Origin of the sequence: Lentisphaera marina (assembly GCF_028745505.1) — a bacterium.
Taxonomy (GTDB): domain Bacteria; phylum Verrucomicrobiota; class Lentisphaeria; order Lentisphaerales; family Lentisphaeraceae; genus Lentisphaera; species Lentisphaera marina.
Genome location: NZ_JAQZZL010000002.1, coordinates 1369436 through 1394493, shown reverse-complemented (window position 1 = coordinate 1394493; position 25058 = coordinate 1369436). Strand labels below are relative to the sequence as shown.

The following is a 25058-nucleotide window of genomic DNA, read 5'->3' as shown; positions in this document are numbered from 1 at the left end:
TTTTAAAGCTAATTAAAGTTCGCAGGACTTTTTAATATATATCAATAGTGTTAGGAAGGCTTTTTAAACAGTTGCGTTAAGGGTCGGCCCTTGTCGCCCACTGTGAATGGACGGCCATCGGGGGCCATGACAACGTGTTTAAGATTTAAACCAACTGCGTTTGCGATGGTCGCATTAAAGTCAGAAACTCGAACTTTTCCCGATACGACTCTTTGGCCCATTTCATCTGTTTTACCATATTTTTGACCACCAATAATCCCTCCGCCAGCTAGGAAGCTACTATAAGCAATGGGGAAGTGGTTACGTCCTGCGCGATCATTGAGCGTAGGATTACGGCCAAATTCGGTGTTGACTACAACTAAAGTTGACTCTAGAAGACCGCGTTCTTCTAGGTCCTTAATGAGTGCTGCCACACCTTGGTCAAGGCTATTTGCATATTCATCAAATTCATCATAAATCCCATAGTGAAAATCCCAGCCTTTATGGGCAAGCGAAATGAAGCGAACACCTTTTTCAACTAATCGTCTAGCTAAGATACAACTTTGTCCAAATTCTTCATTGCCATACATATCAAAGACTGAACTTTTTTCTTTGTTGATATTAAAGACTTCTAGATCTTTGCTGTGCATGAGTTTAATAGCATCGTAGTAGGTTTGTCTGTAGTCATCGATGAGTTGGTGTTTATGTTTTTCGGCAAAACCCGAATTGATAGAATTCATAAGACCTAGACGACGATGAAATAGATCCTGGTTAACATCTCTGGGACGTTTAATATTTTGAAGTCCTTGCTGGGGGTTACCTATTGGTAGCGCGGCATATTTACTGCCCATAAAACCAGAACCGAGACTGCTACTACGGCCAATTTTGACAAAAGGGGGTATTTCTCCTGAAGTTCGTGGGGCCATGCGTGCAATCCAGGCACCTAAGTCGGGGTGCAATGTGGTACCACGCTGTTCATAACCTGTGTTGAGTAGGTAATTGGCTTCTTTGTGGGCACCTTGAGTATTACTCATAGAATTGATAATTGCACAATGATGCATCTGTTTTGCCAGTTTTGGGAAATATTTACCGATACGAATCCCATCTGCAGAAGTTTTTATGGGTTCTGATGCTTTCATGGCATCTCGATTGGCTTCTTTGATGTCAAAGGAATCAACATGACTTAGTCCGCCATCAACATGTATATAAATAACGGATTTTGCAGTGGCTTTACTCGCGTCAAAAAGTTCTGAATTAGCTTGTGCAGTGGATGGCAGTAGACCAAGGCCAGCAGCACTTGTAGCTCCATTTTTTAATAATTGTCTTCTGGTAAATTGTGTTTTCTTATTCATTACATCTTACCTCTTTAATTTAAACTCAAATGAATTGAGCAAAGTCCAGTAAAAATCGTCAACCGTGAAGCCATTGGAAATGGCCTGTCTAAATACATTTAAGTCATGCTCATTAGGCTTGCGAGAAAGTAGAGAAATATAAATAAGCTTGAGCTGTTCTTCTTTGTCAGAGGTCTGTTGAATTAAATCATAGGTCGAGATTTTGTTGAAGCTGAATTGATCATCGTTTAATAATGCTAAAGCCTGGGGAATGTTGGCTTCTTTTTTATTGTCGTCAGTAACTTCGCGGGAAGATTGACCAAAGATGTGAAGCATAGAACCACTGCTTGCAGGGGACCTACCTTCTGAGGCTCGAGCTAGTTTTCTACTTTTACTGTATCTCCCAAAATTTTGATTTTCTTCAAGAGACTTTTCTATTTTTTTAATCTCAGATTTACTGTTTTTCATATATTCAGCTTTTTCAGCAACAGATTTCCTCGCGAGGTTTTCGTAAACATAATGAGCAATGACTTTATCTGGAACATCTAGTCCGGCATCAGGGGTTTTTGAACGGATTGCGATGAGTGAATCCCAAATTTGTTCAGAACTCAGACGGTTCATGATAGGGCCGCCGAAAAGATAATCGTTTGGAATTTGATCATGACTGGCACGCTGGTAGATTCGACTTTTATAAATGACCTTCATGAACATTTTTTGATCGTATTTTAGACCGTTCATGACTTTGATGAGGTACTTGCTTAAGTTAGGGTTTTTGCCAAACTCGTCTGGAGTGATGTCCAGATTTTCACCAATGAGTGGTGCACCCATGATACGGTGCCACAAGCGGTTGACAATGGTTTTTGTGAACATAGGGTTTTCAGGTGAGACAATCCATTTGGCAAAGTATTTACGGGAATTCACTTGGGTGTCTGTATTCTTTTTATCAAACTTAAATTTGTAGGGGCGATTAGCAGCACCATTACTTGAATCGTAATTTATTTTCACTTCGGGGGCAAAAGGAACACCAGCATGAACGATATCCTTAGGTTTGCCGTCGTCGTAATCATAATCGGCAGGAAGTCTGATTTTGCCCGTGCCACTATTATAAGTCCCAAAAAAGAGTGGACGTAAAGCGGTATCATTAATTTTGCCTTTGTTAGACTTACTAGATGATTGCTTCATGTGATTTTGTATTTTAGCTACTGTGTGGATGTCAACATTTTTAGCATTGGTCTCTGTACCATGAGTGAAAGCCGCAATTTTGTAGAAATCCATTTGCGACCAGTCATTGTAAGGGTGATCGTGGCATTGTGCACAAACCATACTCGTGGCAAGAAAAACTTGCATAGTACTGGCTACATTATCGAGGGGCATTCTATAGTCGCGTAAATAATAGCCTGCCGCGCCATTGCCAGGCTTGTAGAGCGGACCCTCTGCAGATACGAGTTCATAAACAAATTGATTGTAGGGTTTATTATCGGCAATACTCTTTTTTATCCAGTGGAGGTAGGGCCCACCATCGGATTTTTTCATCCATGTGGTGGCTCTGAGCGTATCCGCCCAGTAATTATAGAAATGACTGACATAGGCTGGCGAATCCATGAGTTTGTCAATAATGTCAGAGCGACGTGTTTTTACCGGCATCTTCATGAAATCTTGGTATTCCCAGTAGGTAGGGATCCGACCGGCAATGTCAAGGTAAATTCTTCTTACAAAGGTTTCGTCGTCCAGCGCAGGCATTGGCTTTTTGTTGTTAGCCTTGAGGCCTTGGAGAACGTATTTGTCAATAGTGTAGGCAATTTTAGTTTGTGTCTGCTTAGAAATAGCAAAGACTGGAGTTATAAAAGCTCCAGCTAAAAGACAAATGATGAGTTTTTTCACGAAGCACTCTCTTTGTTATCTTCTTTAATTTTTTCATTTTTCTCAGCTGCTTTTTTACTCTTCTTAGCAGTTTCCTGATCAAATTCCCCCATGGCAGATAGTGGAGGGAAAAGTTTGTCTACATTGACGGGTTCAACAGTCTCAGCGAGTTCAGTATTCGGTTTAGGTAAATAAGCTTTGGAGCTTTCTAGGTATTGATCAAGGTTTTTTTGAAGTTCCTGAACTTTTTCAGGCATTTGAGAGGCGAGGTTAACTTCTTCTGAAATATCATTTTTGAGGTTAAATAAATAAGGTTGACCAGGGATTTCATAGAATCGGAAGAGTTTGAAGTTACCCTTGATAATCATGGATTGAGGCGTGTTATTTCTATAGTGCGGGTAGTGAAAGTAGAGTGCTCTATTAGCTGGGAATGAATGGTCTTCAGCCTGGGTGAGAAGAGGGGCAATACTCTCGCCATCAATGTTTGGCATGTCTTCTGTGCTGCCTCCAGCGAGTTCATATAGAGTCGGAAGCATGTCGTAACCGATAATGTTTTCTGTACAGCGGCTTTTTGCTTCAATTCCTGGCCCCATGACCATGAATGGAACGCGGATGCCTCCTTCCCAAAGCGACCATTTACTGCCTCTAAGTATGCGTTTATCGTGAAGTAAACCTTTGCCATTATCGGAAGTAAAAATGACGTAAGTATTTTCCAAAATATTGAGCTCTGTGAGTTTGTCGATGATCATCCCAATAGATGTATCCATGTCGGTCACAGCAGAACCATGAGTAATAACTTCTTTTTTAAATTTTTTATCTTTGATAGCCTTAATGGCTGGGTCTTTTTCATAGATAGCTAATGTTTCTGGTAAACTCATTTGAGCAGAGTGCTCTGCATAGTGAGAAACTTGTATAAAGAAAGGTTTTTCTTTCTTACTTTGTTTCTCAATAAATTTTATGGAATCTTTTGTTATACTAAAGATTCGTTTCGGGTCATTGGGATCAGTGATATTTTTTGGAGAGCCTTCGTCATTACTTGTTTCGCCGGAGCTCACATCGTAGCCATGTTTTTCCGGCCCACCACCATAGATATGCCATTTGCCAATGTGCGCGGTAGCATAGCCTTGAGTTTTGAGATAAGTTCCGATTGTTGGATATTTAGTGTTGATGTTACCAAGAGGAGTGGGCTCAATGAGTAGGCATTTTTCATTTTTTTTAGTGATCGGGTACTCAACTTCTTTTGGTGACTTCTCACCAAATCCGCCATTGCCACTGAACAGTGTTTTTGCTGGGCTAACGCCACTTTGAATTGAGGATCTGGATGGGGCACACATTCCTGCAGCTGCATAGGCATTTGAAAAAGTCATGCCATTTTCTGCGATGCTAGCAATATGTGGAGTTCTTCTGTAAACCATTTTGGATGAGCTTTCACCTTCCATTTGCTCAACGGAAGTTCCAAACCAGGGCATGTCATCGACTAGGATGAAGATGAAATTAGGCTTTTCTTGAGCCATGAGACAAATTGAGCTAATGAGTAAATTAGTGAATAAAAGTTTAGAAAAAATATTCATGTTCATCCTGTGATTTCTTATGCCATTTGATGTATATAAGTATTCTGAAGTATTTATTACGGTTTTTTAGAAAGTTTTTTAGAAGATTCTATTTTGGCTAGCTAGTACTCAGCTGTTTTATAAAATATACCTGAACATTTATATAATCATAGATTTGCTTTTGAGGATTATTTTTTCCTTCTTTCTGAGCATTATTTAATGATTGGTTCAAGAATTTGACTGATAGTAAATTTTATCTGCTTAATTAAGTTATATTCATTCAAAAAGTGATCGTAAGCCCAAAGGCACGTACAGGCTAGGGCAGCTAAGGTGAAGCAAATTTTAAGCAAAGATGACTTTGCTTTGCGTTTAGGTTTTGACCTTGTCACTTTACGAGAGCCGACCTTTAATTTCTTTTTCTTGCTTCTAGCTTTTTCGTAGATGACTTCTTCTTGTTCTTCTTCTTTGAAGAGCTCGTCCCAAGCATTGTTTTTTTGAGCTCTAAGGTGTTTTTGAGAAGGCTTCTTATCAATATTTTGGGATAGATTTTTTTGAATAGTCTCTTGTTTTACCTTGTTAATCAGATCGTTTTGATTAACACCTAAATTCTGTGTGGATTTGAGTAGGGGTAATTCTTTAGCCTCGAGAGGGATGTCGTTTTCACTAGAGCGTTCTAAAGCCTGATCAGTGACCTGAGCTATTTCTTCCAGCAATTGATCAATTTCTTTTACGGTGGAAGTCTGATCAACTTTACCTTGTTGAATCAAGGCTTCTAATTCATTGACTTTATTGATTTTTGTTTGGATAAAATCTTTTTCTTCACGCGTTAAACGCAACTGTTGCTGATCAGTAGACATTATTATATATCAAGACTTTTTTAAGTTTATTTTAAGCTGAAATTAGGCGGTAATCTGAGGATTTAGAGAGTTGATTAAAACTCGACTTTGGCGAAGACTGGGAAGTGATCAGAGGGGGAAGGTTCACCTTCGATGTTCTTGATGATATCTGCCGATTTTACTTTGATTTTTTTCGAGACAAATACGTAATCGATCTTGCTGCCAGTTCTCTTTTCTTTAAAGGCATTAAAAGTTCCAACAACTTTTTCATCTGGATGTAAAACTCTGTAGCTATCTCTAAAACCATTTTCTTTGAGTTTTAAAATTGCCTTACTTTTTTCCCCGGCATTAAAGTCGCCCGTGATAAAGATGGGGGCATTAATTCCTTCAAATTTACTCATCATAAGTTTGACTGCATTGATATGAGATTCTTTTGATTTGTGATCCCAATGCGTATTGAAAACGTAAAAGGTTTTTCCTGAATTTTTTGCTTGGAATTTTGCCCAGGTACAAATTCTATAAAATTTATTTCCCCATGATGTACTCGGTTTATCCGGTGTATCTGAGAGCCAAAATGTACCATGATCTAGAACGGAATATTGATCTTTTTTGTAAAAGATGGCGCTGTATTCGTTATTACCTTCTGTTCCTCTCGGGATTCCTAAACTGGAATAGGAGGGCATATGCTTTTGCAGTGCCTGCATTTGAAAATCAAGGGCTTCCTGAACCCCCATAATATCCGGAGAATGTTTTTTGATGAGTCCATGAACGAGATGTTTTCTTTTGTCCCAATGATTTGCGCCATCTTTAGCTGTTCCGTAGCGAATATTAAATGACATTATATTCATTGACTCTTTTGCGCTTTCTGCAAAAGAGCTGAGGCTCAATAGGACAAAAAATGAAAATGTGAATCTCATTTTAGACCAATGAGTTGTTTTTGATTGAGAGTTTGCTCAGAGGCTTTTTGTTTGAGAACTTGCTCCGTTTTTTTGAGGATTTTTGAGTGCTCAGGGTTCTTCGCCAAGTTATTGTACTGATTTGGGTCTTTGTCCATGTTATAGAGCTCCACATCTTTGTCGCTGCCCCAGTGAGCATAAACCCAAGAGTCTTTACGGATAGCGCGACCCATAAGTTTACCGCGTTGGACAACGGTGTAAGCCTCGGATCTAACTTGGTGTGAAGTATCCTTAGTTACAGGAACCAGGCTTTTACCCTGGAGCTCGTGGCTGGGTTGAGGAAGTTGACAAAGGTCGACTAGAGTGGGGTAAACATCGATGAGTTCAGCTAGGCTATCCGTTTGCTTTCCAGCACCAGGGTTGCCAGGATAAACGATGCCAAAAGGAACGCGTGCACACTCTTCGAATAAAGTCACTTTGCCATACATGAAGTGCTCACCGATTTGAAAACCGTGGTCACTCATGAAAACAATCACCGTGTTATCCATTTGTCCACTTTCTTTGAGCGCATCCACGAGCACTTTAACCTGAGCATCCATAAAGCTGATACAGCCTAGGTAAGACTGGAGGTAATATTTGCGATTTTCGCGATCATTTACACCGAGTTTTCCTCGAAAAGCTTCATAGCGTTTAACACCGGCAATTTTGGGTCTATTGGACCAGTCATCCTCAGGGACGTCATCAAAGATGAGCTTGTCTTTCGGGTAGAGGTCTAAGTATTTTTTTGGTGCGTAAAATGGCGTGTGGGGTTTTACGATGCCACATGCCATAAAGAAGGGCTTATCACCAGCTGCATTAGTTTTAATCCACTGAGCTACTCTACGAGCGTTACGGCCATCGCCGTGTTGATCATCGCTAAGTTCTGTGCCGTAACCGAGTACAAGGTCCGCTTGATCCCTTACTTTATTTTTGTTATAATAAGCTTTGAAATCACCTGGTTTTCCTTCGCTTTCCCAACGCTTTTTCAATAAGAGGCGTTGGGGGTTTTCGGCGTTTTCAAAGGCTTCATATTCGTCCAAGCTAATGCCTTTTTCCATCATACCGAATTTACTGTGAAAGATCTTTCCAGCTGCGCCTGTCCAGTAGCCATTATTACGGAAGTGCTCAAGCATATTGTCAGCTTGTGGATTAACATCTCTAAGGTATTGAGTGTTATCGATAACGAGACTACTTTCTGGGTATAGACCAGATAAGAATGAAGCACGCGATGGACCGCAGACTGGATACTGGCAGTAAGCTTTGTTAAACTGTGTTCCCATTGAAAGTAACTTGTCGACGTTTGGCGTTACAGCTTGTGGATCACCGTAAGCTTTGATGTAATCATTTAAGTCGTCAGAAACAATCATTAAAACATTGAGTCGATCTTTTTGGGCTTTGATGACTTTTTTTGCTGGCGCATTTTGTAAAGAAAGATTATGGATTTTTGCCATGCCATCTTTCGATGAGATATTGATATGGTGCTTAGCGAACTCTTTGTCGAAGTTGACTTTGTCGAGTCTTACGTAATAAGTTTTCCAGGTTTGAGTGCCGCGGCATGAAATGATATCGACCGTACGTCGTTTCAAAGGATCAGACAGCATTTCGTAGAGTTTTTCTGAAGTAGAGTAAGTTATGGTAATTGTCGTTTTTTTATCATCGAAATAATCGAAGCTGAGCAGAGCATCTGAACCCTTAATAAAGGTATTGTCTTTGACTGATATGGTGAAGTTCTTAGATTGAAATGCACCTGGCTTAGAATCCAGTTTTTTGACTTGACCCTTTAAATCAAAGTCTTCAGCATAAACGAGTGCTGAAAAAAATACTAAGGTCGATAATAAGAGTTTCTTCATTTAAAACCTACTTGTTGAAATTAAAAAAGCCCAGAACTCAAACATATATAGGAGTTGGATCAAGAACCGGGCAAAATGTTTTCTTACTTAGTCTATATGATGAAATCAGCAGATATTACGCAAATCACATAAAATAGTTTAATCTTAATTGCTGAATTCGAGTAGTAAGTGCAACACCTCTGTTAGTCACTAGTATGTAAGATATCGAGTAAAACAAGACTCAGATGTAATCTGTATTAGTGACCAAACTAAACACAGAGGAGACTATCATGTCCTATAAACACCTGAGTCTTGAAGAAAGACATTACCTTGAGTTAGAGCGAAAGGCAGGCGAATCACTCAATAAAATAGCAAAAAAGCTCAGTCGTTCAACAAGTACGTTATCACGTGAGATTAATCGTAATATAGGCCAACGTGGATATCGTAATAAACAGGCTAATGAACTAGCTCAAAGGCGACAAAAAGAGAAAGCGAAAGCAGTTAAGTTAAACGTTGAGATTAAGACTTATATCAATGAACATCTTGAAATGGATTGGAGCCCTGAACAAATAGTAGGTCGATTAAAAGATGATAAGGCAGTGTCTCTTCATCATGAAACCATTTACCAATACATTCTCAAAGACAAGCAGTCTGGAGGCGAATTGTATAAATTGCTTCGACATCAAGGTAAACCTTACCGTAAGCGATATGGTAACCAACACAGTAGGAATGGCATTCCCAACAGAGTTGATATAGATCAGCGCCCTGAAGCGGCTAATAAAAGAGAACGAGTTGGTGATTGGGAGCTTGATACAATCATAGGGAAAGCTCATAAAGGCGCAATAGTAACAATGGATGACCGTAAATCAAAAGTACGATTAGCACTGCCTGTTTCTCAAAAAAAGGCTTCTTTAGTTAGTGAAGCCATCATTAATTTGTTAAAACCCATTAAAGAACAAGTTCATACCCTAACATTTGATAATGGGAAAGAATTTGCTAAACATGAAAGTATTTCTGAAATCTTGGAATGTAAAAGCTATTTTGCTAAACCATATCATTCATGGGAGCGAGGGCAGAATGAAAATGCCAATGGTTTGCTACGTCAATATTTCCCTAAGAATATGCCTCTTGATAAAGTTAATGTTTCAGAGGTTGAAATTGCTGTTCACAAGCTTAATAATAGACCTCGAAAATGCTTGAAGTTTAAAACACCTTATGAAGTATTTCAGAAACTAACTGGAATTGATTTAACAAAAAAAGTGGGTGTTGCACTTATGAGTTGAATTCAAGATTCATTAAATTTGGGCAAAGTTTATTTTTCTATGATTTGAACTACTGGAGGTAAATTATCTTAAGATTTTTGATCAAACTGCCCTCGGTTAATGTTACAATAGAAATTCCCCTCCTTGCCTTGTGCGGGAGACGGGGTGGTCTGTTCGCTTAGAAGAAAATTAAAGTTTCTTACTGAATAGTGTCCAAATTAAGTGTTAATTTGCGTATAGTATGAAAAATTCACTAAAAAAACTTTTAAGAAAAAGGTTTCTAAAAATCAGGGGGTACAACGATGAAATTAGATGTTTATAAAGTGATTATTAGTTCTTTGTTGGTCTTATCAAGTGTATTAATGGCAGATACGAATAAAACCCAAGCGGGCTTTAGAGGAGTTAAATACATTCCTGCACCTGGACTTACTCAGAAAACTGAGGTGTATAAAACAATTGCTAAACGCGAATTACAGATGCACTTCCATTTTCCTAAAGACTGGAAAGCAAGTGATAATCGTCCAGTTATGATCTTTTTCTTTGGTGGAGGCTGGAAGGGCGGTTCTACTCAACAATTCCTAATTCAGGCAGACTACTTTGCCTCACGGGGAATTGTTACGGCGCGTGCAGATTACAGAGTGAAAACTAAAGATGGTGTAAGTCCCAATCTATGTGTCGAGGATGCACGCAGCGCCGTACGCTGGCTTCGTGCAAATGCGGCTAAACTGGGGATTGATACAAATAAAGTCATTGCTGCCGGTGGTTCAGCGGGTGGACATTTGGCCTTTTGTACCTCTATCAAGCAGGGACTTGATGCTTCAAGTGACGACAAATCGATTTCCTGTATACCTCAGGTCATGGTACTTTATAACCCCGCACTTTTTAAATCGAGTTTTTCCAAGGCTCAAGAAAGAGTGGCACAGGGGCAAATGTCCATGGAGAGACTTAAGAAAATGTCACCGCTTGATCATGTAGATGCAAAGACACCACCGGCACTCATTCTCTTTGGTACAGCAGATAAACTTAAGGAAGGTGGTGATATCTATATGAAGATGGCGAATGAACTTGGCCTTCGTGCCGAGATGTATACCGCCGATAAACAGGGATACGGCTTCTTCAACAATCAGCCCTGGTTGGACAAAACCACCGAAGCCGTTGATAAATTCCTCGTTTCTCTGGCTTACATTGACGCTAAGAAGTAATTTTATTTCAGAGCGAGAGCTTTAGTAATTAAATTTCCTTTTTTGGAAAGTACTTACTTCTTTCCAGTTTATTGCTTCCCGGGTGGGGCAGGAATTGATTTTGGGAATATCGGGCCAGGCAAGACCTGGCAGCGCTTGGCCCAGACTTTCCAAATAGCAGCCATTTCTTCAACACGTTGAGGATGCTTTTTCGCAAGGTTATTCATTTCAACGCGGTCCTGTTCCATATCGTACAACTCCCAAGCTTCTTCTCGTAGTTTAACCAGCTTCCATTTTCCTTGGCGAACGGCTCGTGTGTTTTCATGGTCGAAGCATAAAGTACGTGGGGGTGCCTTCTCGCCTTTGAAGATCGGCATCAAGCTCAGTCCTTCCATTGGCAGGATCTTATTGCCGTTAAATTGTCTAGGGTAGTTCGCACCGCTGATATCCACACAAGTGGCCATGATGTCGGTGATATGAGCGGGCTGTCTATCGATTTCTCCAGATCGACGGATACCTTTGGGCCAATGGGCAATAAAGGGTGTTGATATGCCCCCTTCATGCACATAACGCTTATAAAAACTCAAGGGGGTATTACTGGCGCAAGCCCAACCGGTGCCATAGCCCATGTAAGTACCTGCTTGGCCCATGTTATCCAGTGCCTTGCCTGTGTTTAAAATGGGGACTTTGTTGAATTTGTTTTCTCCCGGGGGAATATCAAAACCAAAAGGTACATGTTCGCCTGAGGCGCCATTATCGGAAAAGAATAAAATCAGCGTATTATCCAATTCGCCGGCCTTTTCTAAGTCGTCAATCATTCGGCCGATATTTTGATCAATTGAATCGACCATGGCCGCATAAGTGGCCATACGTCTAGCCAAATCAATGCGACGCTCCTCATCCAGGCTATCCCATGCTGGTACGCGCGTATTGCTAAGACCTTGTGCATCCGATATTCGGTTGGGAAGAACGATACTTCTGGGTGTGAGTGGCCAATGCTTGCTCACTAGTCCCATTTTTTGCATACGTTGATAGCGTTGTTCGCGAATTTTATCCCAGCCTTTTTCGTAAGTCTTCTGGTACTTATCGATCAATTCCTTAGGGGCGTGCAAGGGGAAATGTGGTGCATTATATGCCATATAGAGAAAGCAGGGTTGCTTGCGCTCACGAGCTTCGGCGAGGAAATCAATCGCATGGTCTGTAATGGCATCTGTAGCATAAAAAGTGCCCGGTTTGTAAGAGCGCTTGTCTTCTCCCTCGGGTAGACGAATGAATGCTCCTTCGTCCCAGGAGTCTTCGCTGTGCGCACGCATGTTCTTGAAGCCGTAATAAGCATCCACACCTCGCGACATTGGTCCTGGCACATTGACATGCCACTTGCCGGAGACAGCGGTGAAGTAATTAGCTTCACGCAGCAGCTGGGGAACCATGACACAGTGGTCGGCTATCACACCGCGATACCCAGGGAAGCCACGATCAATTAGCATATTGCCAATGCCTGCCTGTTGGGGGTGCAGTCCAGTTAGCAAACTGACACGTGACGGGCAGCAACGGGCCGAATTGTAAAACTGCGTCATGCGCAAACCATCCTCGGCCAAGCTGTCCAAGTGAGGTGTTTCGATTTCACCGCCAAAGCTCCCCAGATCCGAATACCCCAGGTCGTCGACCATAATCACAATGATATTGGGCTGTTTGTTCTTAGCTTCAGTTTTGTGGCTTGCATTTTGTGTTGATTGGCAGCCGATTAGCGTTGTTAGCAAGGCAGCCGCAAAGATTAAACGGGATACATTTTTCAAGGGATTGTTTTTCACTTTTTCTCCTTATAAATCAATTAATTAGGAAAGTTAGATAATAAAAGAATGTCTTATGATGGGCTTGGGGTCTTTTGCGATCTATCTTTTAGTTTTCCCCATAGGGGTTTCAATATGGGCCAGAATAACAACACAGCGGATAGGATTAAGAAGGTCAAGCTGAGCGGGCTGGTGAACAAGGGCGTGATGTCTCCCCTATGAATACCAAGACCTGAGCGTAGTTTTGTTTCGGCGATGGGGGCTAATACGAATCCAATCACAAAGGGTCCCAATGGCACTCCCCAACGGTCCAAGAAATAGCCAAATACGCCAAAAGCGAACATCACCCAAACCGAGAAGAAACTGTTGCTGGTTGCGTAAGCACCTAGAATACACAGTACCGTAATCGGCGGTAAGACCCAGGCGCGATTAACAAACATCAGTTTGGCAATCCTTGCTGCCAGTAGGATCATCAGTACAAACATGATGATATTGGCGATAAAATAGGCCGACATCATGCCGTACACTAATTGTGGTTCCTGCTTAAACAGCAAGGGTCCTGGCGTGATGCCGTGGATCATCAATGCTCCAATCAGAATGGCGTCGATGACGCTTCCGGGAATGCCCATGGCGATCAGTGGAATCAAAGCACCGCCAACAGTGGCGTTGTTGGCTGCCTCTGAAGCGACGATGCCTTCTTCTGAGCCCTTGCCGAATTTCTCGGGTGTTTTAGACATTTTTTGAGCTGCCGAATAGGCCACGACCGAGCCGATGTTGGCACCAATGCCAGGCAGGATACCTATCCAGGTTCCGATGAGCGAGGAACGTATAAGGTTGACGGCTTGATCTTTCCAATCTTTCAGTTTCATAAATATGCCCGTCTTAGTCGCATTGGACGATACAGGCTTGCGGCCGATTTCCACGATATCCTTAAGTAATTGGCTAATACAATACACCCCTATTAATACCGGTAGCATGCCGAACCCACTGTTCATTTCAGTTACACCGAAGGTGAGTCGCGGGAAGCCCGTGGAGGGATCTGTGCCGGGAATTGCAACTACCATTCCGAGGAAGCCGGATAGCAGCCCTTTGAGCATTGAGCCCTGACTGACTGAGGCCATTAATACCAAGGCCATCATCACTAAGGAGAAGAGTTCGTATGGGCCAAATCGGCTGGCGAACTCAGATAAGGGTCGCGATAAGAGGACAAGGAAAATGAATGAGATTAGGCCGCCAACAAAGGAAGCCGTGATACTCAAGCCGAGTGCCCGGCCAGGTTGTCCACTCTGTGCCAAAGGATAACCATCCAGCGTGGTCATAACAGCCGCCGGTGTCCCCGGCATTCGCATTAGCGTAGCGGTAATGAGCCCACCACTTATCGCACCGACATAGATGCTAATCAATAATGTCAGTGCATTTGTCGGCTCCATCGTAAATGTTAAGGGGAGGCAGAGCGCAATCATCATGGCGCCGGTAATGCCAGGCAAAGCCCCTCCCACAATGCCCAGCAATACTCCGATAAACAGAAATAGTAAGGGCAGAAAAGAAAAGAGTTCGCCGGTGGCCTGTATCAGATCGTTCATTATGCAGCTCCTGTGGGTAAATCTAAAGTAAAGATCTCGGTGAATAAGTACTCACAGCCAAAGCCCATGATCAATGCCAATGCTAAAGCGACCCACAACTGAGTCTTATTGAATCGAAGCAATAGAGCAATTCCCAAAAAGACAAAGACTGAGCTCAAGACAGCAAAGCCACTGATGCGCAAAGCCAGGAGAATTGTATAAAGGATTGTCATAGCGAGATAGCCAAAGGCGAGCCATGGTCGCGGAATAAAGGAGGATGCTTCACTATCATCCTCAAGTTCAGTATTATTTTCGGCGTCAATTCGCTGGTGTCGCTTCTCCCGCAAGTGACTGATAATCACCATAAAGATCAGTAAACAGGTCGTTCCGATAATCAGTGAAGGAACGACAAAGCTACCGACGCCCACATTCATCTTCGGCGCGATTTCCTGCACTTGCTGCCAATTACTATTCAGGCGTGAAGTAAATTCATCTCCACGGAAAAAACTGGCATCGTAGGCTCTATTTATTAATTGTTCCTGGACCTCGGGGTCGTTCATTGCCTGCTCAAGGGCATTTGCCATGCCATCAATAGCCACTTGTGGCGTCGACTTTGGTGCAAACCACCAACTGCCAATAGAAAAGGTGAGGTCGTGCCCAAGTTCCTTTAATGTTGGGATCTCCGGTATGGATGGGTGTCGACTTGAACCTGTATAGGCCAATGGTCTCAGATCGTCCTTGAAACTCACATACTCAGAGGCACCGAAGACACTGACTGATACGTGTCCACCTTTGATTTGATCAAAATTAGCTGCACCGCCACCAATTTGAACGTAATTGAATGCGGCACCGGGACGAATTCCCTCAATTGATACGCCGGCCATATGATTGAGTGCTCCCTTGTTACAACCAAAGACAATTTCACCTGGCCGTTTAAGTGCATCATCGAGCAAGTCGTCAAGGGTCTGCCATGGCGCATCGCGTCCTACAGCTAAAACGAGGGAGAAGCTGGAGGCCTCTGCCACAGCTTCGAAATCTTCATGACCGAAATCAATGATTCCAGTCGCCTTGCCACCCATCATTGCTCGGTGTACAACTAGGAAATTATAACCATCTGGTGCCTCATGGAGTGCTTTCCTGCAGCCCGCAGAATAATGGCCACCAACATTGATCACCGCCATGCCGTGGGGCAGGGTGTCATTGTCCTGGAAAGACTTCTGCAGTACACGCACCAAGGTATCACTGCCACCGCCCGCCTTGAAGGGAACAATGACACGAACCGGACGCTGAGGCCACTCAGCATCTTGTCCATAGCTTACTGTCATGCACAAAGTGGCCAATATCATAAATATTGATCGTCCTATAAGGCGATCCGGTACCCTTAGAAAATATTTGATGAGTCTCATTTAATTAGTGACTCCTTCCATTGTTTCGACAAGTATAGAGTGTTTCGTGTCATCTAGGTAACAGTATCGATTCAGCCAAATACCATCTGGAGAATGATTCAGAGAAAGAGCGAGGCGTTCCGCGAAGTCGGATACCGGCCCATAAGTATGAACCATTGTGTGGATTTTGCTAGAGCGGGATCTTGCAGCCTGGATTTTGCGGATCTGTGCGGTGTAATCTACCTGATGCGGTTTTTCCGGTTGTGGGTAGGCATAATCAGCTAAGGACTTAAGCGGCTTATCGGTGAGATCCAGCCATCGATTAAGGCTAGCTGTTAAACGTTCTTCATTGAGATGAGGGTTCCATTGCATTAATTGTTTGCCATAATGATTCATAATCATTGGTAGATGCATGGTGTAAAGTTTCATACCAATGCCATCGGCAAGTTCATGGCACTGAGCAAAGTCGAAGCCGGTCAGACCGGAAAAAGGAGGTGGAAAGGCATGTAAGATGGCTTTTTTACCCTTCTTTTGCACGGATTCGCACAGGGCTTGATTGTATCGTGTCGCCAAATAGGCCTTCATGCGCTGCCATTGTTCAATAGTGTGCAGGTCGTCGGATAAGTCAAAAAGACTGTCTACATCCAAATCTGCGTTGGAGAGATTTTTCAGTCGCTGCCACAGTTTGTCAACGGTCTGTTGAACCTTGTCGAAGTCAAAACCCGCAGCTTCGGCAATCGGGCGTACTTGCGGATTAAAATCAGTGAATGTTGCATCCAGGTGGTAGCAGGGATATTCCGGCCAATCGAAACGAATTCCTGCCAGTTTTGGGTATTGTTCGATTAGATCACAACTTAGGGATTGAGTGTATTTCAATAATTCTGACGAAGCCAAAGAGCCGTTACGAGCCAGAGGCTTGTTAAGTGAACTGCCATCAGGTAACAAGGGGAGGTCGGCTGGCAACGGGTTACCATCTTGCACACGCAAAGCCGGTGGAATCGCTGCCATAATTTGAAAATACACTTCGATACCACGTTCGGCAGCAGCATCGATAAAATAATGCAGTAATGTGCCAGGTTCGGTTTCACAGGGCATGGGTTCATAAGCCAAACCCTCATATAGAGAAATGTTCGGTTTGAAGGATGGCGTTACGGTAAACCATACCTCATTCTTTCCCCACAATGGACGGTCCAGTAATCTAACTTTGCCACTACCGGCGTCAATAGGTGGTTCGCGGTAACCGCAACCTTCTTCAGCCTCATGCATGTAATACGGTGAGGTCGCAATTTGGCGAATGCCCGCTTCTTCACAACGATTAAGGATAGCCTCGATACCTTCACTTTGTATATATTCGGGCATTATGGTGATTCCATTGGTCTTCATGACTTGTCCTGATTGAATTGATTAAAAGGCAAAAATAGTTACGGGTACGCCGTCGGCTTTATCAAGCAGTAATGGCGCTACGACTAAAGAATCTATCGGTCCAGTAATTTCTGCTAATTTCATGTCTTCTACGATAAGAATCGGATGACCAGTGTAGTCGATAGAGAGAAATTCACGATGAGAAATAGTACCAATGTCAGGTTTCTGAAAACAGTTGAGTGATATAAAGTCAAAACCTATTGCTCGTAGTTGGGGAAAGTTTTCTCGTAGCCAAAGACCCACTTTATTATCGACTCCTGGATTGTGTTTCCAGTAGGCTTCCTCATAGCGAAACTTTTCAAAACCTGTTCTAATGATGAGGAAATCTGTTTTTTCAGAAATCTTACCTTCTAAATCTGCTATGGAAATGAGATATTCTTCCTGGCAGGGAAGGTCTAAAAGTTCAATACTGCTAAACTTCCAAAAATCCGCTGGGTAATCATTTAAAAGGGGGCCATTATCATCAAAGTGCTTGGGCAAATCGATATGAGTCCCGACATGATTGTTAAAAGATATTTTCAAAGAATTGGCCACTGCACCACTGCAAATACAGCTGGCATTTTCTATGCTTAAATTTTCTTTACGGTTCCCATATAAAGGGGTGTTTTTATTGAGGAAATGGCTGAGATATTTCATATTGTATGTGGCAAAGTATTAAAGGATTGATGAGTTGGACTTATCTCATCATATATCAATGTTGATAAGGGACAATGTTAGTTGTGTTATATAAATTGTTATATGTGATTTTTGTATATATGATATAAAGTAGATAATTACAATAATTGAGCTTAGTTAAAAATATTATATTTGTTATATATGATTATTTTATTTAGCTAAAAGTTTATTTGACTTTAGTAGAGGATTAATAAACCGTGTTCGAAAATATAGAGGCCTTCCGCAATGAAACATAAGAATACAGAACCTTTTTTTGTAAGACGCTTGTACCGACAAGAGTTTACGGGAGAGAATTCCCTGCCTAAACTTCGTTGCGGAATTCGCATCAGAGAAATAGGTCAGGAAGTTGCTGAAACTAGTGAGTATATCATCATGTACATGATCGATGGTTCTGGTGTTTACCAAACTTCATGTGGGCAGGAGATACCTTTTGAATCAGGAGATATCGTTCAACGTTTCCCAGCTCAAAGGCATAAGATCAGCTGGAATGAGCAAGCCCGAATGGCGGTTTTGGTTGTTCCGCATCAGGTCTTTGACTTGCTTAAAACCGTGAGTCAAAGCCCTGTTTTAAGTGATCCTATATTAAAAAATTATGGGGATGGCGAACGCTTTATTGCGACTTGTCTGAAAATCAAAAAAATGATGATGGAATATTCCGACGATAAGCTTTTGGAGATTTCTAATGAGATGCAAGCCTTTATTAGCCGAATCATTATGAATGCTGAGCAAAGTGATCCATTGATAAGTAAAGTTGATGCCTATCTTGACGAACATCAATCAGCAAAAATAAAGCTCGAAGACATAGCTAATTATTGTGCTATGAGTGTTTCCAGTTTTCGTTTTAAATTCACTGAAATCACCCACACCTCTCCCGGGCGCTATATAATCAATAAACGACTTGAGCGAGCGCGTGAATTACTTTTGAATTCTAAGCGGTCTGTATTAGAAATTTCTGCTGAATTATCTTATCCCGACGTGTCTGATTTTTGCCGACAATTCAAAAAGTTTATTGGCGTCACTCCTCTTCAATACCGAGCATTCCCTGATTGCTAAGCAGCCTGCAACTTTATTTCTTTCCCTTCTTTTTCCCCTTTGCCTTCAGCGCAGGAGCAGACGTTGATGCATACCAATCCTGCCATTGCTTTTTCATTGACTCAAGTTTCTCGGGAAAATCTTTAGCGAGATCATTGGTTTCGTTGCAATCTTGCTCCATATCGAATAAGCTCCATTTGGAACCACCTGCAACTGCTTTCCATTTTCCTTGGCGAACAGCCTTGCCAACTGACCATTGCCAGTAGATGTTTTTGTTGCGAACAGAGTTGAGGTCTCCTTTCAACTGTGGTAAAAAACTCACGCCAGCCATTGGCTTAACTTCTTGTCCTTTAAACTCTGCAGGGTATTGAGCGCCGGTAATATCAACAATAGTTGCCATGACATCAATGAAATGCCCAGTGAACTTTTTATTAATTGAGCCAGGCTTAGCGATGCCTTTTGGCCAATGAGCAATGAATGGTGTACATATACCCCCTTCGCGACTGCTGTTTTTATATGAAACGTAAGGGGTATTAGACACATTCGCCCAGTTTTTCCCCAGAGACGCCCAGTACTCGATAGTATGAATTTTATCCAGTGGAAAACCATCTTCTACAGTATTTCCTTTCTGAACACTTTTCTCAGCATTTTCTGCAGAATTACCATTGTCAGCAGCAAACATGATCAAGGTGTTGTTCAATTCACCCAACTCTTCGAGTTTAGTGATGAGTTCACCAATTTTCTGATCGACACGATCAATCATAGCGGCGTAAATAGCCATTTTTCGGGCTTCGATTTCTTTAGTTCTCTCATCCAGTGAATCCCAGGGTTTGTGAACCGCTTTTGAAACATCGGAATGAATAAGGCCCAATTGCTTTAATTTAGCAATTCGTGCAGAGCGAATGGCTTCGTAACCAACTTTGTAAGTGTCTTTATATTTTCCCACATCTTCCCACCAGGCCTGGAGTGGGTCATGCGGTGCAGTGTAGGACAAATAGAGAAAGAATGGCTTATCCTCATTTTTGTATTCCTCCAAGTAGTCAATGGCATACTTTGTGTAATAATCGGTTGAATAAAAGTCTTTTTCTTTTGGTGTGTAGGGCTTCAAAACTTTATCATCGATGGCCCAAAGGCGTTGGCCGTATTTTTTCTGAGAGGGTTTCACATCACCATCGCGAGTTAATCCGGGATTGAAATGATTAGTTGCACCATCTAAAAGACCAAAATAACGATCGAAACCACGGTCAAATAAAGACTCTCTTGAATGGTGTTTGCCCGATGCCAGAGTGCGGTACCCCACTGATTTTAAAACTTCAGCTAAAGTCACGGCATTAGAGAATTTTTCGAAATTTTGGGACATGCCACAGTCCTGAGCATATAGACCAGTAAGTAATGTCGCACGTGAAGGGAAACACTTTGAAGTGTTGTGCATTTGGGTAAAGCGCAGCCCGTTTTGAGCCAGGCGGTCGAGGTTTGGAGTTTTAACTTCGCCACCATAACATCCTATATCACTATAACCCATATCATCCACGAGAATGAAAATGATGTTTGGCTTTTTTGACTCGCCTAACAAAGTCGTAAAGCTAAACAGAAGACAGATTAATGTTGCAAAACCTTTCATATTTGATTCCTTTTTGATGTCATTTCTTATTACAAATACACAGTAAAAAAGAAATGACTCTTGTCTAAGAGTCACAAAGTCTTAAACTTAGACAAATTAGGCAATTTCCCCATTTAAAAAATTAAACTTTAAATGGGCTGAATAAACTGCTTAGCTTTTTACTTTTATGGTTTTGATTTCAAATGGATGAAAGTGAAGTTCGATTTGTCCATTTGTTGACGTCAATGAAGAGAGTTCGTCTTCCAGCATATTACATTCGTGAATTGCGGAGCCCGCAAAATTGAATTTAGCCTTGCAGCGAGTCGTCGAGCCTTCTGCTTCGTATATTCGCAGTACATAGCCACTCTCATCATCCGCCCACTTAAGGCTTTCAACAATAATATTACTTTCGCTGACTTCGCAAAACTTGTCGTTATAGTTATGTTCAATTGGGAGTAAGACTGGTGGATGGTTGAGTTCGTAAGCTGGACGGATAACGTTTTCGCTAGAGAGTTGACCCTCGTGGGGGAGTAGACTGTAAACCATGAAGTGCTGACCTTTATCACCTCTGGGGTCTGGGTGACCGCCACTCTTGACGAGGCTGAGTTTCACTCGTGAGCCGTTGGCGTCGATGGCGTATTTGCCATCGTTGAGGAAGGCAATGCCGAAACGAGTCTCTGAGATGTCGCTGTACTTGTGTTGAGAGAATTCAAAACACGCGCGATCGACCATGGAGTTGTTGTGCGTTGGGCGCTCAATATATCCAAAGGGGATTTCGCATTTGATGCTATTGGAGAATACGTCCAAATCAAAACTCGTTTGAAGGAGTTGATGCATTTCATTCCAGTCAACGAGTGTTTCGAAATCAATTCTTTCGGAGTTCTGATAGAAAACAATATCCTGAGTGATTTTGGAGTTTTGACCGATTTTAAATTCACTGCGAATACGGAGGTGAAGTTCGCCATTTTTGACGATCTCGGTAGAGATGTGCTCAGCGGAAGCCTCCATTTTTACTTGCTGATCAAAATCGATGTCCCAGCTATCCCAAAGGGCGGGGATATCTTCACCAATGAGGAATTCATTAAAGGCCTGGTTTTCTTTTGTTAAGCGACGCTGATGTTTAGTCGAAAAAATGTCTTTGATTTTACCATCTTTTGAAAGGGTGAATTCGTAGAAGGGGGTGGTAATTTTTTCAGCTATACTAAAGCTGCTTGAACCTTCCTTTGCGGACTCGGCAAGTTCGATAGTTCTTGAACTAAAAGCATCGGATGAGTTCTCAATTAAAAGTTGTTTTTGCCCCTTTACATCACAAAAGGACTCTGAGTTTACTCCAGTAGCGACAAGTTGAAGCTGATTCACGGGGATACTGAAGTAATCATTTCTTTTCCAATTGAGACTATTTAGTAAGGAGAATTCTCCTGCAGAATAAACAGCGGGGATTTGAGCCAGTTCTCTACAGGCCTCCATAGCTTGTTCGTATTGCTCTATGGCAAGGTCGTGAACTTCTGGAATGGAAGTTCCAGGTAGAATATCGTGAAATTGGTTGACAAGTAAAGTTTTCCATAAAGCATCTAAGCTATCTTGGGAAATACCACTTTGACCTGCAAGTCTTTGTTTTACGTTTAAGTAATCTAGCAGTCTAAGGGCCACTTCAAGTTTGCGGTTGTAGCGTTTGATTTTGTGCTGATGAGTAAGTGTGCCACGGTGAAGTTCTAGGTAAAGCTCGCCGCGATGTTCCGGTAGATTTGGGCAAGTCTCCACCATTTGATCCATGAATTTTGTCAAAGTCATATGTTGGGCTTTGGGTATGCCTTCCAGATCTTCGCAACGGCGAGCCATTTCCAACATTTCGTACATGGGGCCGCCACCGCCATCACCAAAGCCGTAAGCAATAAACCTCTTGTCCGCAATGTCTTTATGGCGAATACTAAATTTGTTGCCAGTGTATTTACCTTCTTCAAGTCCATTGAGGCGGCTGAGAAGAGTCTGAGGATCTGGCCAGCAATGGGTTTCATTGAAATGAGCTACAACTTCAGAGCCATCAATTCCTTGCCATTTAAAGCTGTCGTAAGGAAAGGTATTGGACTCATTCCAGGAAAGTTTTGTGGTTAAAAAGTACTTGAGTCCACAACCTTTTATTATCTGAGGCAGAGCGGCATTGTAACCAAAGGTATCCGGGAGCCAATAACTATCTGGTGTGTAGTTGAACTCATCTTTTAGGAACTTTATACCACGAGTAAATTGTCTGATCTGAGCTTCACCGCCAGTGATATTGCCATCGGCTTCCACATAGGAGGCACCATTGGGCTCCCAGCGACCTTCAGCGACTCGTTGTTTGATCTGCTGGAAGATTTGCGGGTAATTAGATTTTATATCTTCTAGGTGCAGTACTGAGCTCTGAAGAAACATATACTCGGGGTACTGATCCATGAGGTTGAGGGCGTTGGAAAAAGTGCGGGCACATTTGCGCTGAGTTTCCTGAGTAGTCCACAGCCATGCGGTATCCATATGGCTATGGCCAATGATACCGGCTATAGGAGCGCTCGGGCTATTTTTTTTGCTGAGTTCGGGTTCCATCACAGAGCATGCGGCTTCAAGGGTTTTTCGCAGAATAGGGGATTGAAGGTCTTCGGGTGCTTGTGAAACAAGTGCAAAGACTTTCTCTAGGCAGCTTGCTGTGGAGCCTTTACGGAAGCTTTCTTCGGGTAAGTGCTGAGTAATTTGTAAAAGCGTTTTGAGGTCAAAGACAAAATCTTTGATGAGTTCATCGCGCTCAAGGATAAAGCATGATTTAAAGGTGTGCTCGTACTCTTCGGTCGTAAAAGTCGTGAACTCACGTTCATCACCCGGGTGGCAGCCAATACAGGGATGACCAGCATAACATTCCAGTGCAATATCGATGCTTTGTCCCTCTTGGAATGAATCGCCAATATATAGAGTGTGGTGATAACCTCTTGCGCCGACTTCAAGTTCTTTGGAAATGATCCCTTTGGCTTGATCGTTTACCCAGAGCATGGTCTCGCGACCAGCTGTTTGTGGTTGAATGTAGAGCTTTTTCCCTGTCAAACCCTGGTCTACTTGGAGGCTGGTTTTGAACCAAGTGTTAGTCCATACCCCACCCCAGTTGTAGGGCAGTGAAATGTCCTTTTTGGTATCGTTTGGAACGCTGCGGAGGTGTTCCTCGCATTCGAATATATTAAAATTCTTGATTTCAAGGAGGGGATTAAAGATCTTTTCTTCGTAAACTTTTACGAGTCTTTCTATTTTTTGAAGTGTTTTTTGAGTAATGAGCATAATAGGACCCAGATTTATGTTATTAACTTATATGTATACATTTTAAGGACTACTTGCAAGTTAAATAGCTTATTTTAATTAAATATTACGTTGTTTTTCTGATTTGTATACCATCTTTTTATACAGTTAAAAATAAAAATGTCAACAAATATACCTTTTAAGGTATACTTTTTTTATATACGTCTTATTTGTATCTTTAAAAAATTAAAGGAGAATGACTAAATGCGCTTTGTGATACTTTTTCTTTGTGTCTTATTTTTGAATGCCTGTACTGCGGTTGAACGGGTGGACTCTTCCAGTTTAAAAGGGAAGGTGATGTGTGGGTATCAAGGTTGGTACCGAGCTCCTAGTGATGGATCAGGCTTGGCCTGGGTTCACTATAGGAATCAAAAGTCAATGTATTTTTGGCCTGGTGAAGCTGGTATAGATTATTGGCCAGATATGAGTGAGCTGGATGAAGATGAAAAATATAAGACTGCTTTTCGGTATAAAGATGGGGAAGCGGGCTATGTCTACAGTTCGCATCACCCGAAAACAACGGCGCGTCACTTTAAATGGATGAAAGACTATGGTATAGATGGTGTTTTTGTACAGCGATTTATTATGGAAACGACTATAAATGGCGACCAAGAGGCAATGCTCAGCGGTAAGGCTTATAATAAAGTTTTAGAGCATTGTCGTGCGGGAGCGAACCAATACGGAAGAACTTATGCGGTAATGTACGATCTTACGGCCATGCCAGATAACTACCTTGAGAAGTTCAAAGACGATTGGCGTTTTCTGGTTGATGAAATGAAAATAAGCCGAGATTCAGCGGATAAATCTTATCAGTATCATAGAGGGAAGCCAGTAATTGCACTGTGGGGAATAGGTATAGATGATGGTCGTGCTTATGGTTCTAAAGATGTAGCGGAACTCATTGAGTTTTTCAAAAATGATCCAAAATACGGTGGTAACACAGTTATGTTAGGAACGTCTACGGGATGGAGGACAGGTGAACGCGATGCTGGCGACATAAGTGAGTGGGAAAAAGTATATTCTGCAGCCGATATTATTTCCCCATGGACGGTTGGTCGCTTTGGAGGACAAGATGCAGCACGGCGCTATGCGGCAGATACCGCAAAGAAAGATAAGCAATGGTGCGATCAACGCAAATTAGAATTTATGCCAGTGGTTTTTCCCGGTTTTTGTTGGGCTAACCTAAAAAAGGGGCAACCCGAGGCTAATCCAGGTGCCTTTATTGATCGTGAAGGAGGTAAGTTCCTTTGGGCACAATATGAGGCATTGGTAAAGGAAACGGGAGCGACAATGGTCTATCAAGCAATGTTTGATGAGCTTGATGAGGGAACCCAAATTTATAAAATTGATAATAATCCACCTGAAAATGATATACCCTTTAAAACCTACGGAGATTTACCTTCGGATCACTATCTCTGGCTAGTAGGTGAAGCAACAAAAATGGTTCGTGGAGAAAAAGCTCATAGTAAAGAAATGCCCGTGCGCAGTTCACAAATTTTAAAAAATAAGGAATAATA

At 42.1% G+C, this 25058-nt stretch carries 17 protein-coding genes; 4 read left to right on the top strand and 13 right to left on the bottom strand.

Annotated elements, in window-relative coordinates; genetic code table 11:
- Positions 1-50: 50 nt before the first annotated feature.
- The 6 genes from PQO01_RS16575 to PQO01_RS16550 form a co-directional block, all read right to left on the bottom strand.
- Complete coding sequence (locus tag PQO01_RS16575) at positions 51-1331, bottom strand: DUF1501 domain-containing protein (RefSeq protein ID WP_274315221.1); 1281 nt, start codon at positions 1329-1331, stop codon at positions 51-53.
- A 6-nt stretch (positions 1332-1337) separates the two neighbouring features.
- Positions 1338-3191 carry a DUF1549 domain-containing protein gene (locus PQO01_RS16570; RefSeq protein ID WP_274315219.1) on the bottom strand — a complete coding sequence of 618 codons (1854 nt, stop codon included), beginning with the start codon at positions 3189-3191 and terminating at the stop codon, positions 1338-1340.
- Positions 3188-4741: a sulfatase gene (locus PQO01_RS16565; RefSeq protein WP_274315218.1), complete on the bottom strand. Its 1554-nt coding sequence runs from the start codon at positions 4739-4741 to the stop codon at positions 3188-3190. Before PQO01_RS16565 ends, PQO01_RS16570 begins: the two co-directional genes overlap by 4 nt.
- Before the next feature lie 191 nt (positions 4742-4932).
- Positions 4933-5577: a hypothetical protein gene (locus tag PQO01_RS16560; RefSeq protein ID WP_274315217.1), complete on the bottom strand. Its 645-nt coding sequence runs from the start codon at positions 5575-5577 to the stop codon at positions 4933-4935.
- A 74-nt stretch (positions 5578-5651) separates the two neighbouring features.
- Positions 5652-6395, bottom strand: coding sequence for an endonuclease/exonuclease/phosphatase family protein (locus tag PQO01_RS16555; RefSeq protein WP_274315216.1), 744 nt, complete (start codon positions 6393-6395; stop codon positions 5652-5654).
- A gap of 74 nt (positions 6396-6469) precedes the next feature.
- A complete protein-coding gene (locus PQO01_RS16550) occupies positions 6470-8341 on the bottom strand; it encodes a sulfatase (RefSeq protein WP_274315215.1) in 1872 nt (623 codons plus the stop codon).
- Positions 8342-8610: 269 nt separating this feature from the next.
- On the opposite strand from PQO01_RS16550, the gene PQO01_RS16545 reads away from it, so the two are divergent.
- Entirely contained in the window at positions 8611-9603 is a 993-nt protein-coding gene (locus tag PQO01_RS16545) for an IS30 family transposase (RefSeq protein ID WP_274312668.1), read from the top strand.
- 281 nt (positions 9604-9884) lie between these two features.
- Positions 9885-10784 (top strand): alpha/beta hydrolase, encoded by a 900-nt coding sequence (locus tag PQO01_RS16540; RefSeq protein WP_274315214.1) that lies wholly within the window; start codon positions 9885-9887, stop codon positions 10782-10784.
- 68 nt (positions 10785-10852) lie between these two features.
- Here PQO01_RS16540 and PQO01_RS16535 read toward each other — a convergent pair whose 3' ends face one another.
- From PQO01_RS16535 to PQO01_RS16515, 5 genes are read right to left on the bottom strand one after another with little or no spacing between them, the layout of a single operon-like run.
- Complete coding sequence (locus tag PQO01_RS16535) at positions 10853-12574, bottom strand: arylsulfatase (protein WP_274315213.1); 1722 nt, start codon at positions 12572-12574, stop codon at positions 10853-10855.
- Between the two features lie 53 nt (positions 12575-12627).
- Positions 12628-14136 carry a tripartite tricarboxylate transporter permease gene (locus tag PQO01_RS16530; RefSeq protein WP_274315212.1) on the bottom strand — a complete coding sequence of 503 codons (1509 nt, stop codon included), beginning with the start codon at positions 14134-14136 and terminating at the stop codon, positions 12628-12630.
- The gene (locus tag PQO01_RS16525) at positions 14136-15521 is read right to left on the bottom strand and encodes a tripartite tricarboxylate transporter substrate-binding protein (protein WP_274315210.1); all 1386 of its coding nucleotides are present in this window, start codon (positions 15519-15521) and stop codon (positions 14136-14138) included. The genes PQO01_RS16530 and PQO01_RS16525 overlap by 1 nt, the downstream gene beginning before the upstream one ends.
- Positions 15522-16883 (bottom strand): hypothetical protein, encoded by a 1362-nt coding sequence (locus PQO01_RS16520; protein ID WP_274315209.1) that lies wholly within the window; start codon positions 16881-16883, stop codon positions 15522-15524.
- 21 nt (positions 16884-16904) lie between these two features.
- Positions 16905-17558 carry a cyclase family protein gene (locus tag PQO01_RS16515; RefSeq protein WP_274315207.1) on the bottom strand — a complete coding sequence of 218 codons (654 nt, stop codon included), beginning with the start codon at positions 17556-17558 and terminating at the stop codon, positions 16905-16907.
- A gap of 264 nt (positions 17559-17822) precedes the next feature.
- On the opposite strand from PQO01_RS16515, the gene PQO01_RS16510 reads away from it, so the two are divergent.
- Positions 17823-18650, top strand: a complete 828-nt coding sequence (locus tag PQO01_RS16510; protein WP_274315205.1) for a helix-turn-helix domain-containing protein — start codon at positions 17823-17825, stop codon at positions 18648-18650.
- Positions 18651-18663: 13 nt separating this feature from the next.
- Here the strand turns inward: PQO01_RS16510 and PQO01_RS16505 are convergent, their stop codons facing one another.
- Both PQO01_RS16505 and PQO01_RS16500 read right to left on the bottom strand, forming a co-directional pair.
- Positions 18664-20250 carry an arylsulfatase gene (locus PQO01_RS16505; RefSeq protein ID WP_274315204.1) on the bottom strand — a complete coding sequence of 529 codons (1587 nt, stop codon included), beginning with the start codon at positions 20248-20250 and terminating at the stop codon, positions 18664-18666.
- A 150-nt stretch (positions 20251-20400) separates the two neighbouring features.
- Entirely contained in the window at positions 20401-23523 is a 3123-nt protein-coding gene (locus tag PQO01_RS16500) for an alpha-mannosidase (protein ID WP_274315202.1), read from the bottom strand.
- A 222-nt stretch (positions 23524-23745) separates the two neighbouring features.
- On the opposite strand from PQO01_RS16500, the gene PQO01_RS16495 reads away from it, so the two are divergent.
- Complete coding sequence (locus tag PQO01_RS16495) at positions 23746-25056, top strand: glycoside hydrolase family 99 protein (RefSeq protein WP_274315201.1); 1311 nt, start codon at positions 23746-23748, stop codon at positions 25054-25056.
- The last annotated feature ends 2 nt before the right edge of the window (positions 25057-25058 follow it).